General features: G+C 38.8%; 11 protein-coding genes and 1 pseudogene. 6 read left to right on the top strand and 6 right to left on the bottom strand.

Translation table 11 applies throughout. The features are described from left to right. Positions 1–642, top strand: a 642-nt coding sequence (locus A9239_RS07860; RefSeq protein ID WP_141706410.1) for a DUF362 domain-containing protein, incomplete at its 5' end; no start/stop codon positions are given. 413 nt (positions 643–1,055) lie between these two features. After that, positions 1,056–1,241: a hypothetical protein gene (locus A9239_RS07855; RefSeq protein WP_011307667.1), complete on the top strand. Its 186-nt coding sequence runs from the start codon at positions 1,056–1,058 to the stop codon at positions 1,239–1,241. A 277-nt stretch (positions 1,242–1,518) separates the two neighbouring features. Here the strand turns inward: A9239_RS07855 and A9239_RS19435 are convergent, their stop codons facing one another. After that, the gene (locus A9239_RS19435; protein WP_048155217.1) at positions 1,519–1,812 is read right to left on the bottom strand and encodes a sensor histidine kinase; all 294 of its coding nucleotides are present in this window, start codon (positions 1,810–1,812) and stop codon (positions 1,519–1,521) included. Positions 1,813–2,213: 401 nt separating this feature from the next. Here A9239_RS19435 and A9239_RS07845 point away from each other — a divergent pair, with 401 nt between their 5' ends. From A9239_RS07845 to amrS, 3 genes are all read left to right on the top strand, one after another. Continuing rightward, positions 2,214–3,488 (top strand): methyltransferase, encoded by a 1,275-nt coding sequence (locus A9239_RS07845; RefSeq protein ID WP_048118352.1) that lies wholly within the window; start codon positions 2,214–2,216, stop codon positions 3,486–3,488. 425 nt (positions 3,489–3,913) lie between these two features. Continuing rightward, positions 3,914–6,382, top strand: coding sequence for a PAS domain S-box protein (locus A9239_RS07840; RefSeq protein ID WP_052712740.1), 2,469 nt, complete (start codon positions 3,914–3,916; stop codon positions 6,380–6,382). A 243-nt stretch (positions 6,383–6,625) separates the two neighbouring features. Then, positions 6,626–7,678 (top strand): AmmeMemoRadiSam system radical SAM enzyme, encoded by a 1,053-nt coding sequence (gene amrS, locus A9239_RS07835; protein WP_329957112.1) that lies wholly within the window; start codon positions 6,626–6,628, stop codon positions 7,676–7,678. A gap of 165 nt (positions 7,679–7,843) precedes the next feature. Here the strand turns inward: amrS and A9239_RS07830 are convergent, their stop codons facing one another. From A9239_RS07830 to tatC (A9239_RS07815), 4 genes are all read right to left on the bottom strand, one after another. Beyond that, a complete protein-coding gene (locus A9239_RS07830; protein ID WP_048118344.1) occupies positions 7,844–8,365 on the bottom strand; it encodes a Nudix hydrolase in 522 nt (173 codons plus the stop codon). Positions 8,366–8,520: 155 nt separating this feature from the next. Further along, entirely contained in the window at positions 8,521–8,826 is a 306-nt protein-coding gene (locus A9239_RS07825) for a twin-arginine translocase TatA/TatE family subunit (RefSeq protein WP_048118341.1), read from the bottom strand. 225 nt (positions 8,827–9,051) lie between these two features. Further along, on the bottom strand, positions 9,052–9,450 hold the full coding sequence (locus A9239_RS18205) for a twin-arginine translocase TatA/TatE family subunit (protein ID WP_080941475.1): 399 nt from the start codon (positions 9,448–9,450) through the stop codon (positions 9,052–9,054). A gap of 129 nt (positions 9,451–9,579) precedes the next feature. Beyond that, positions 9,580–10,362 (bottom strand): twin-arginine translocase subunit TatC, encoded by a 783-nt coding sequence (gene tatC / locus A9239_RS07815; RefSeq protein ID WP_048118338.1) that lies wholly within the window; start codon positions 10,360–10,362, stop codon positions 9,580–9,582. A 768-nt stretch (positions 10,363–11,130) separates the two neighbouring features. Here tatC (A9239_RS07815) and tatC (A9239_RS07805) point away from each other — a divergent pair. Further along, on the top strand, positions 11,131–11,913 hold the full coding sequence (gene tatC, locus A9239_RS07805; protein WP_048118332.1) for a Sec-independent protein translocase TatC: 783 nt from the start codon (positions 11,131–11,133) through the stop codon (positions 11,911–11,913). Between the two features lie 315 nt (positions 11,914–12,228). Here tatC (A9239_RS07805) and A9239_RS20900 read toward each other — a convergent pair. Next, a pseudogene (locus tag A9239_RS20900) lies at positions 12,229–12,371 on the bottom strand (zinc ribbon domain-containing protein); the annotation flags it as partial. Positions 12,372–12,566: the final 195 nt, after the last annotated feature.

The following is a 12,566-nucleotide window of genomic DNA, read 5'->3' as shown; positions in this document are numbered from 1 at the left end:
GGGCACATTATGGCGGGCTTCGGAGGAGCTATCAAGAACCTTGCTATGGGCTGTGCTCCGGCATCCGGCAAGAAGGAACAGCATTTTCCGACAAGCCCGCATGTGGTTAAAGAAAAGTGCATAGGCTGCCAGAAATGTATTAAAATCTGTCCTGTAGGAGCCCCTTATCTTCTGGGAGAAGTCTCAATGATCGATCCCAATATCTGTATAAGCTGTGGACAGTGCATGGAAGTTTGCCCTGCCGGAGCTATAACTATAGACTGGGAACATGATATTCCGAACTTCCTGGAATGTCTTACTGAGTACGCTTATGGGGCAGTAAAAGGAAAAGAAGGAAAAGTAGGTTACATAAATTTCCTGCTTAAAATTACACCTGACTGCGACTGCGTACCCTGGAGTGATGCTCCTATCGTACCGGATATAGGAATTCTTGCCTCAAAAGATCCTGTTGCCCTTGACCAGGCAAGTTACGACCTTGTAAATAGGCAGAAAGGGCTCATCAACTCCTCCCTTCAATGTAACCACGAAGCCGGAGCCGATAAGTTCAAAGGGGCGTGGCCAATGATCGATGGAACCCACCAGCTCAAGTATGGAGAAGAAATCGGGTTTGGAAGCCGTGAGTATGAATTTGTTGATATTTGAGTTTATTTAAAGATGGACTGAGAGATTTGAGTTATTTTAAGACCGGTTGAAATTCAACCTCATTTAAGGAATGAACTCTCATGGTTCTCCACTTCAAATATTGAGAGAAATCAATTCTCAACAACTTTTTCTTTTTATTTGTTCATTAAATAAAAAGTCCTGAATATAAATTTAGTTGGAAAGATTAACTAAGGTCAATTCTCAGGTCAATTCTCAGGTCAATTCTCAGGTCAATTCTCAGGTCAATTCTTAATCAATTTACAGGTCAATTTTCAGGTCAATTTTTAAATCAATCCGCAAATCAACTTTAGTTGCTTTAATCGCAAATCTATTTTTTAAAAAGCTAAATATAGCAGATGCCACCACTTAATATATGAGTTAATCTTACCCAACTTTACTGGAGATGAATTAGAGTGACCATCTGGGAATATGATGTTAAAGAGATAAGGTTCAGTGAGTGGTCAAAAGCAAAAGAAGATCTTAACAGCCTCGGGACTGAAGGCTGGGAGCTCATCAAGTTTGCGGACGAGATCGACGAAAACGGTATGATAGCAGCTGTTTTTAAAAGGCCGGTCGATTATGTTGACGCATCCTTCTAAAGTTCTTTTTTAAATTTATCGTTTTTTGCCTTTTTTTGTGTGAAAAGTTCAGTTTAGAGAATCGGCCTGGTTAAGTTGAAAATCCCTGTCTCTTACATTCATTTACATTCATTTTTTTGCTTTTTGAACATGATCCGGAACTCAGTTCCAGTGTATCTTTTAAGTTCAATACAACCTTCAATCTGTTCTACGAGAATATTTACAAGTTGAAGCCCAAGAGAATCGGTATTTCTGAAGCCGAAATTTTTGGGAATGCCTACTCCGTTATCGGCAACTATCAGAAGAGAAAATAAACTGAAAGCCTCCTTCGTTTTTGCAGACTCCTGGCTTCATTTTCTCTATTGCTATACTCTGATGCAAAGAGACTTATGTGAATTTCTTCATCTTCTCTTTCTCCATCTTCTTTTTCTCCATTTTCTCTTTCTCCATCTTTTCCTTCTCCATTTTCTCTTTCTCCATCTTCTCCTTCTCCATTTTCTCCTTCTCCCTTCTCTCCTGCAGGAAAAGCATACTTCAGGGCATTTGAAACAAGTTCGTTTACTACGATTTCCATAGGAGCAGCTGTATCCATTCCCAGGCAGACCTGCTCAAGTCCTAACTCTACCTGATCCTAACTCTAACTAATCCTGACTCTACCTGATCCTAACTCTAACTGATCCAAATTATCATAAAAATGTTTAAGAAGAAAAAGAAAGTTTCTATGCAAGTTGCCGTATGTACCAGTTCGTTATAATAATATTTTTCAATTGTTTCAATCTTAACCTTGAATTTTATCTTCATAGAGTAGTACCTTTAGTTAACAATGTTTACTGATATTAATATAAAGCAAATTTCATATCTTATTAATTATTACAATATTTCAGTAGATTAATATTTACAGTGGGTAAATATATGAGAATATTAAATTTTTAAAATTGATCTGTGAATTGATCTGTGAAAAGTATGGAAGAATTAATAAAAAGGAGATAGGGCATGGAAAGTAATATTGATGATAAAGCGGAACCTGATACTGAAGTTAATGCACAGGCTACAGATAATAACAGATTAAAAAATGAACTCGACGCCAGTGTAAAGCTTAAAAATGAAGATGAAGCTGGAAATATTCTGGATTTAATGCAAAAGCCTGAGATCGATTTCGATCACTTTTTCAAGTTTATAGATTCTTCTATTCAGGGTTTAAAAGAGTACAAACTAATTGTTTCGGCTCTTGAGCTCGGAGTGTTTGAAGCACTTAAATCTCCTTTGTCAGCAGGGGAACTGGCTGAAAAGCTTGGCTGTGATCCTCTGCTCATGCCTCATTTCTGTGAAGCTCTCCATGGTCTCGGGTTCCTTGACAGGTTTGAGGAAGGAATAAACAAGGAAGAAGAAAAGGCGCAGATTATAAAAATAGATGCAATCGCCAGTCAAAACAATAGAAAACCTGAAACCGAATCTGAGAACCATGATAATGGAACAAAGAATGGCGATGCAGTGTACCTTGTCTCTGAACTCAGTGCAACTTATCTCCTAAAAAGTTCTCCGTTTTCTCAGCAACATTACCTTGCCGAAAGGCTCAGAAATGTCGAACGCTGGGCTCGCCTCCCTCAGATTATAAAACAGGGGCCCGATGTTGTCGATAAAGGGCCTTTTTTCGGGGAAGTTGTTCACTGTATGGCTGAAAATGCACGCTGTGGTCTGCTCCAAGAAACTGTACAGGTTGTCATGGAAAATGTTGACTTTACAAATGTCAAAAGGCTGCTTGACATAGGAGGAGGACACGGGCTTTATGCAATCGCTTTTTCAAAGCTAAATGAAGACCTTCAGGCTTTTGTATTCGACCTTCCACCTGTTACTGGAGAAACAAGATATTTCATAGAGAAATATGGAGCTTCAAGAGTAGAGACAATTCCGGGAGATTTTTTTAAAGATGAACTCGGAAGTGGCTATGACCTTATTTTTTCTTCCTTTAATCCCGGAGGAAAAGTGCCTTCTCTAATCCCCAAGCTTTCTAAAGCCTTAAATACTGGAGGCATTTTCGTAACCAGGCAGATGCCTGATGAAAAAATGAAATCAAGTCCACTTATCAGCCTTGACTGGAACCTCTGGACTTTTGAAGGTGTGAAAAAAGGAGGATCAGGTTACAGTTTCGAAAACAGCGTCCCCTTTAATGAGTATATAGAGATGCTTGGTAATTACGGGCTTGAAGTTTTCCGTACTTTTGACATGACGGATGGCTCAAGGATTGTGTTTGCACGGAAAACAACCTGAACCTTGCAGGAGGATTGCCTTTTCCTCAGTTCCTTTTTTTCAGTTATTTATTCTCAGTTCCTTTTTTTCAGTTACTTATTCTCAGTTGTTTTTTTATTAATTGCGCTATTCTGATTATTATTATTCGAGATAGTCATTATTAACAATAGCATAATCAATTAATCATTATTACCCATCAAATTTATTACTTTCAAATTTCAAAAATTACTTTTTCCTTTCTTTCCTGAAGAGATAACTATTAATTATCATGAAATATAACCTAACTTATTGGCTAACGGTAAATTGAATTTAGAAAACGTCAAAAACTTTTTTTAACTTTATATGTATTTATTTAACCGTGTATCCTGTCCATTTGAAACATAGAGCTTATCTGTTAATTTGAGTGCCAAAAAACTTGATTTTCGAGAACCTCTTGGGGAAAGAAGATGAAAGACTATAAGGAAGAACCAGAATGTCATGAAGAAACGACAGCACTGGTAAATAAAGATAAAAAGACAACTGAGCTAAAAGCCAATGATGTGGCTTGTAGTCAGGTTAAAGTATCTGATGAAAAAAGCAAGGTCTCAGATCTTATTTTTCGGGGTGGTCCTCGTATTATAAAAGATATGCTCGACACTATGGTTAATCCAGTCTCATACAAAGATAAAAATGGAGTTTTTCTTCTAGTAAATGAGGCGCATGCAAGGACAATCATTGGTCTCCCAAAAGAAGAGGTTATAGGGAGAACACTCCTCGAACTTGCCAGGAAATTTTCAGATATTCCCAGAAAATATATTGTAGAAAAGAGGGATCTCCTGGAAGGTTGTAACGAATGGATCCAGATAGAAACTGAAATCCTGAATCATGGTGGGACGAGAACCATAGAACAGGAACTTATAGTTGCGGACGGAACAACAAAGACTTTTATTTTAAATAAATCAGCCTTATGCGACGAAAAAGGGGAGACTATAGGAATTGTTACTGTAATGCAGGATATAACCAAACTCAGGAAGACGGAAAAAATCCTGAAAGAGAGTCTCAGTTCTAAAAATGAACTGAGTGAACAAATTAAGAAAAACGAGGAAATGTACAAGACAATTCTTGAAAAAACAGGGCAGATGGTATACAATTGCGACATCGTGGCTGATAAGGTCGACTGGCTTGGCTCGGTTGAAGAAGTTACGGGATATACCCCTGAAGAATTAAAAAGTGCAGGTGTGAACTTATGGATGAATTACGTTCACCCTGAGGACAGGTATAAGCTCTGGATAAACAATGAAACCCATATGAAAAATGGAAGAAACTGCCGTCTGGAATACCGGTTCCAAAAAAAGAATGGCAACTATGCTTGTCTTGAGGAAAACGTAACCGATATACTGGACTCAAGCGGAGGTATAAGCAGGGTCATCGGAGTTGTAAAAGATATAACAGAACAGAAGTTTGCAAGCCAAAGCCTGCAAGAAAGTGAGGAAAGATACCGTACTGCAGCCGAACAGACAGGGCAGTTAGTATTTGATTTCAGGATTGAGACACATGAGGTTGAATGGGCAGGAGCTATCCGGGAAGTAACAGGATATTCTCCGGATGAATTCAAAAATCTTGATGAATCATTGTGGATAGAGCATATTCATCCCAAAGACAGGACTGAGACGATTAAAAATCTGGAGAACTTCTTCAGGAAAAAAGCGAGAATTCAGGCCGAATTCAAGTTCAGGAAAAAAGATGGAAAATATATCTACGTTGAAATCCGGGGCGTCTGGCTAAAAGATGAAAAGGGAAAAGTTTACAGGGCCATTGGTGTGATGAAAGACATTACAGAATGGAAATGCACACTGGAAAAAATTGAAGCGAGTGAAATGAAATACCGTTCTCTCATACAGAATTTCCAGGGGATTGCCTTCCAGACAGACAGGAATTTCATTCCCATATTCATGCACGGAGCTGTTAAAGAGATCACAGGGCATACTGAAGAAGAACTTATGTCCAGAGCTAAGTGGAAAGAGATAATTCTTCCTGAGGATCTGCCTTTACTCCTCAAAGAAGAGGAACGGATTCGTGATTCAACTTGTAATAAATATGCCAAAGTTGATTTTCGCATAACACACAGGGACGGAAAAATCCGATGGCTACACGAAATTTACCAGAAAGTCTTGGGAAAAGATGGGAATCCGAAATTATACCAGGGCACAATTTATGATATAACCGAAAGGAAGGAAACCGAAGAATTTCTTGCGAACATTAAAATTGCCCGCCAGAGAGAAATACATCACCGTATCAAGAATAATCTCCAGGTAATCTCTTCCCTGCTAGACCTCCAGGCTGAAAAGTTCAACAACATGGAATGCGTTACGAATTCGGAGGTACTTGAGGCCTTCAGGGAAAGCCAGGACAGGGTAATCTCTATTGCCTTAATTCACGAGGAATTGCATGAAGGCGAGGGAACTGAGAAGCTTAACTTTTCTCCGTACCTTCAGAAACTCATTGGAAACCTTTTCCAGACTTACAGGCTTGGAGATGCAGCTATCAGCCTCAAAACGGAGCTGGAGGAGAATATTTTCTTTGACATGGATATTGCTGTACCTTTAGGGCTAATTGTCAATGAACTGGTATCAAATTCCCTGAAGCATGCGTTTTCCAATGGGAAAAACGGAGAAATTCGGATCAGACTTTCCAGAAACGACAAGCTCGGACACCTCAGAGAAGAGATAGGTCCAGAAGGCGAAAGTACAGAATTTAACCTTACGGTCTCGGACAATGGGAAAGGTATCCCGGAAACTGTAAACCTCGAAAATCCTGAAACCCTTGGCTTGCAGCTGGTAAGCATCCTGGTTAATCAGCTGGAAGGCGAAATCGAATTGAATAGAGAAAACGGAACCGAGTTCAGCATGAGGTTCAAGGTGGAAAACAAATTATAATTGCTGCTTTTTCTGCAAAGGCAATGTTATCAAGGAATGAGATTGTTTCGGATTGCATTGTTTTAGATCGCTTTGTTTCAAATCGAATTGTTTCAGATCGTGTTGTTTTAAACCCTATTGTTCCAGATAGTATTACCAGGTTCAGAAACTTACACATGAGTTGACAACTTCTTCCTAAAAAACTGAAAAATCTGAAACAGCAACGTTATTATGCTGTAAAACAATTTCTAAATGGGGATTGCTGTGATAAAAGAAGCCATGCTCTACGAGAAAATCGGAGATAATAAAGTACACTGCAAGCTCTGTGCCCATAGTTGCAAAATTTCCCAGGGAAAAAGGGGCTTTTGCGGAGTTCGGGAAAACAGGGATGGAGAACTATATACTCTTATCTATGGAACGGTTTCAAGCGAGGCAGTTGATCCTGTCGAAAAAAAACCCCTTTATCACTTTTATCCAGGTTCTTATGTTTATTCTGTCGGGTCAATAGGGTGCAACTTCCGATGTAAGCACTGCCAAAACTGGTCGATTTCTCAGGTCTGCCTGGAAGATGCTTACACAATGGATATTCCACCTGATGAACTTGTTGAAAGGGCGCTCCTCTCACGTTCAAGCTCCATTGCCTGGACCTATAATGAGCCCACAATCTGGCATGAGTATACCTACGAGTGTGCAAAACTGGCAAAAGAGGCAGGGCTTGGAACAATCTATGTGACAAATGGGTATATGACGCCTGATGCCCTCAGACACATAGCGCCCTATCTGGATGCCGCGAATATCGATATCAAAGCATTCACTGAAAAATTCTATCACGATGTAGCCAGCGCAAAACTCGCCCCTGTGCTCGAGGCTTCTGCTCTTGCAAAACAACTTGGAATACATGTTGAGATTACAAACCTCATTATTCCAAGTGTAAACGATTCCCTTGATGAAATAAGGGAACTTTCAAAATGGGTATATAAAAATCTCGGACCTGAGACTCCCCTGCATTTTACCCGTTTCCATCCCCAGTACAAGATGCAGGACCTCTACCCGACACCTGTAAAAACCATGGAGGAAGCCTGTAAAATTGCAACTGAGGAAGGGATGAAGTATGTTTACATGGGCAATGTTCCTGGCAGTGACCGCAACAATACTTTCTGCCCGAACTGCGGAAAAATGTTGATCAAGCGTGGCTATTTCGATATTGAAAAGTATGAGATCACACCTGAGAAAACCTGCCCGAAATGTGGGGAACACATTCCCATAGTAGGTGAATATGCCGGTTCAAAACATCCACCGAGTGAATACGGATATTAAGCGGAGTACTCAGCAAACGACAGATAAGAATAAGCACCAGACAAGAATCGGAAAGAAACTCCAGGGCAAAACCGCAAATTTACCAGTTAGGTATTCTTTGCTGAACCAATCATGATTCTTTACTGAACCAATTATGTATTCTCACTGAGAGAGTTCCATTAGATCTCAAAAAATATATTTTTCGCACCCTTCGCGGAAAATTTTTATAATTCCTTCTCGCAGGGAAGGCGTATATTTCTCAGGTTCAGTTTTGACAGCCCTATGCAGTTCTTCAAGTTCAATCCATTCTACAGATACGGCTTCTTCCGGATCAGGCCGAATTAAGCTTGCATTTTTTTCCGAACAAAGGCCTGAAAATACCATATGAAAGGCTCCTTTGTTTTCGACGACGCAGGGAATTTTAAATAATTTTTGGAATGGAACCGAGATTCCTATTTCTTCAAGCATTTCCCGTGCCATGCAGGCTTCATAAGACTCATTTGCTACAGTACCGCTTACCGAGTATGTATAACGTCCCGGAAACCACCGTTTTTGAGGTGCTCTTTTCTGGATAAGCATTTTATTTTCAGGGTTGAGAAGGATAAGTTGGGCAGCCCTATGAATATGTTTTCCCGAATAAAACTCCTCTCGTTCACGCAGCCCGAGAAAGTTATCGTTGTTGTCGACTTCAGTGATTAGCTCTGCCACAAAAACACTCCTGTTAAGTTGTTTCACTACTCTTTATTCTGGCAGGACAAAAAATAAAAATTTCGGTTAAAATAAAAAAGAGAAACTTAATTAAAAAAGGTTAAACCTGGAATAATGCCATGAAAAGAAAAAAGAAATTCACTTTTCAGGATTTTTCAGGGTTCTGAGACCTCTTTTGGTTTTTCTGCGGCTTTCTGGATCTCCTCCAGAAGCTGATCATCGGTCTTTCCTCTTATGTCAATCCCGAGTTTCTGGGCAGTTTCCTGTACCTTGCTCTTTGGAGTTATGGGGTCTGTTATGGATTTTTCAAATTCCTTAAGGCTTAGTTCGGATTCCTTCTGAGCTTTCTTGAATTCGCCCACTGAACTTCCCATGGACCTTGCCAGTTCGGGAAGTTTAGAAGCCCCAAAAAGGAGTACAATTATTGCGAAAATCGGTATAAGTTCTTGTGGACCTATCATGGCTTAACCTCAAGCTTTTCGTTTTCTTAAATAAGTAAAATTCAGCAGTAATAATGATCTAATAAATTGAAAATATCTATAAATTAAGCTAAGATTTTTTATGGTATATAAAGTTTCTAGTTCTATTTATATCTTAAATGTTTTATATTTATTTTTTTCTATTTGATTTTGATCTATTCAGTCTGTCTCTTTATTCTCCTTTTATCTTAGCTTGGTCCCAATGCTTCAGCTCTTTCGAGACTCTTCCTGTTCGGAGAGAGATTTTTCAGCTTCCTGCTTATTTTCCAAGTCTGTACCGGTTTTCAGTTCTGTATCAGTTTTCAGCTCTGTACAGGTTTTTTGCTCTGTATAGGTTTTCAGCTCTGAATCGGTTTTTGCTTCTTTACTACTGCCTGGAGTTTCTTTTTGTTCCTTCTCTTTCTCTTTTTCCTCAGAAGCGACTGTATTTGCAGCCTTTCGGGTGTAGGCATCGAATTGATTGAGCTCAAGCTCAGAAGCGCGCTGGGCTTTTTTAAATTCTCCCATCGCACCTCCTAAAGACCGTGCAAGCTCAGGAAGCTTCTGGGGCCCAAAGAGAAAGAGAACAGCAACGAGAATTGCTATCAATTCGGGTGTACCTATCATTGTTGGCTATTATCAACAATCTAATATAAAAGTTCTTGTAACAACATCGGTGGACTGGCTTATTTGGAGATTATTTTAAAAATACATGTTTTTAAAAATAAATAATCCCATAAATATGCAAACCGACTATCAAAATAGTCGGATAAGTAACAGGCTGAACTCAAAAAGGACTACAAGTAAAAATGCCACAAGGATTTGGGCAATGAATGTAGGATCAGGCGAAAGGAATAGTGAAACTGCCATAATCACACTGTAGACCAGTATCCTCTGCTTTTTAAGAGTCTGGTATTCTATAAGTCCCATTTTCACGGCAAAAACCACAAGCAGGGGAAGCTGGAAGACGATGCCGAAACCTGCAAGGATTGTGGTTACTGCTGAGAGAGTATCCTGAACGGAAAGTTGCGCTGTAGCCGCATCGCCTGAGTAAAATAGAATGTACTTGAACATTACAGGCAGGACGATAAAGTAACCTATAACGACCCCGAAGATAAAAAGCAGGAAAGATGCAGGTATGACCTTGAGGAAAAAGCGCTTTTCATGAGGATAAAGTCCCTTGCCTGCAAACCTGTAAAGCTGATAGAATAGCTGCGGAATAGAGATCGCAAGGGCGAATACAAGACAGAGCTTGAGACGAGCAAAGATCCATTCAAGGGGCGAGTACGCTGTCATGTAAATGTCAGTACTTATAAATTCCTTCCAGATAAGCAACATCCCTTTTGCCGAGAATGGGAAAGCAAGAATTATTCCCAGAAAAAGCCAGATTAAAACAATTGCCAAACGGTTCCTTAGCTCTAACAGGTGGAACGTAATGGGTTCTTCGACATCTCCCGGAACACCGGAGGTATATGAATTGATTCCCGATGTTTTTCCGTTAGGAGCTGTTGTTCCGTTGGCTGTGTGCTGTGAGTCCATTTATTTCCGCTCTTATGTGTACCTGGATAAATATATTAATATCGAAACATAATATTAAATGTGAATCTGCATCCCATTCGAGATATTTCGGTTCTCAGGTGCAGGAGATCTTCGGGATGCAGCTTATGGTTCTTTTTCACAATATCTTTCTACTATATATTTGCATACCCAATAGCGGCATATCTGAAGATTTATGTCACCCGAGTCATTATAATAGAAACACTTTATAATAGAAACACTTAAAATGATTAATATAATCAGATTAAACAAACTATCTTAATCCGGTAAAGGAAATAATATAACTTAATTAAGATAATTTATAGAATATACTTATCGTAATTAATATAAATTAGTTGAGAATTTATAATATATTTATGGTAATTGGTACAACTCAATTAAGATAATTACTATAGCCTGACTAAGGTAATAAATATAATACACTTATTATAAATATAAGTTTTTAAGATAACTACTTATTTCCCGGTACTTGAACACTATTGTTCCCCGTACTTGAACACTATTGTTCCCCGTACTTGAACACTATTGTTTCCGTACTCGAACTTTGTGGCTTCCGAGAATCGAATTCCTCCTGAATGGTGGCAGTTTCAGGAAATATTTGAAGGATTCCATGAAAAGAGCCGGATAAACCCAAAGCGAAAAAACAAAATAGGTAAAAAGAGAGTTGATGATAAAAATCCCTGCAGTGAATAAGAGTTCCCTCAAATGGGATAAAGAACTTTCTTTTGCTTTTCCGGATAGGTACTCCATATGTCTGAAGCCATTGAAAACCTCAGTGTAATCCTGCTGACCCTGCGAAATAAGTTACTTGTGATTTTCGGGGTTTTTACTGCAGGCATTATTCTCTCTTTCCAGTTTACAGGTCCTATAATTGAGAAAATGAAAGTTGACCTTCTGCCCGAGGGCGCAAAGCTGGTTTATGTGTCTCCTCTTGAAGTAATGATGCTGAAGCTAAAGCTCTCTATTATAATAGGAGTGCTCCTTATCCTGCCTATTATTGCATTCTATGCTTATAGGGCTATCTCGAAACGGTACTCAATTAAAGTTCCAGTATCTATTGGAAAGGGGCAGTTTACCGTTCTGAGTTTAGCGGTCATTGTCATGTTTATTCTTGGGGCTTCATACGCTTACTTTATTATGTTGCCTCTCTTTCTGAAATACCTTTACATGGATGCAGCAGGCTCAGGAGTGACTGCAACTTATTCGATCTTTAAGTTTATTTCATTTGCAGCTTCATGCACGGCAATCTTTGGTGTGATCTTCGAACTTCCAATAGTTCTTACTTTCTTGACCCGTAACGGATATGTAAAATATAGTACTCTTGCGACCTACCGCAAGCATATATACATTCTGTTCTTAGTCGTAGGAGCTATTATCACTCCTCCCGATGTTTTCAGTCAGATAATGGTTGCCGTGCCTATGGTGGTTTTCTTTGAGATCAGTATGGTGGTTGTGCGGTTAGTTGGAGTAAAGAACCGACTTCCCAAGTCTGATCCTTCAGCAACTGCTTTTGGAATTACAAGAAAAAACTAAGGAAAAAATGTGATAGAATAAGTACAGTTTAGGGATCTGAAAGTAAAATAAAGTTTGATAATGTGCAAGTTAACTTCAATTAAGACCATAAATTATTCAGCAGTCCAGATCTAGATCTGGACTTTAAAAATATTATTTTAATAGAGCTCATCCCAGAACTCAAAATTGCTTTTCTGAATTTCATATTCTGGATTATCAATAGAGATTCTGATCCTGAATGATAATTCTAAAACTCTTACTGATGTGGGAATAATATTGGTTTTGAGATGAGCTCATATGTATTTTTTAAAACAGACTTTACTATAGGACTTGCACATTCGATGTTTTGCAATCAGGGCAGATATATTCTCTATCCTTTAATGTCAAATCTGAATTCTAATATCCACAAACGTTACAAAATTTAGAAGACGGTTCAAATCTTCTTATTTTCAGGATAGTTTTACGAACCAATCTGCTTTATTTATATAATAATATATAATTGGAAAAAAATAAAAAGTGGTGTGTATAGAGAATGGGCATCTGTAAAGGACGAGATTAGAGAGTCTGTCAAAACTCTTTATTTATTTTGAAGCGCACCTTCTCAGATATCCATATTTATGATCGCTTTTTGAATCTCTAATATGAAAGTATCAAACTGTCTTTCCGCAGATGTC

The sequence above is a fragment of the Methanosarcina sp. A14 genome (assembly GCF_001729375.1).
In the GTDB taxonomy this organism is placed as follows: domain Archaea; phylum Halobacteriota; class Methanosarcinia; order Methanosarcinales; family Methanosarcinaceae; genus Methanosarcina; species Methanosarcina barkeri.
The sequence above is the reverse complement of the archived record's forward strand: the minus strand, read 5'-3'. Positions and strand labels throughout refer to the sequence as shown.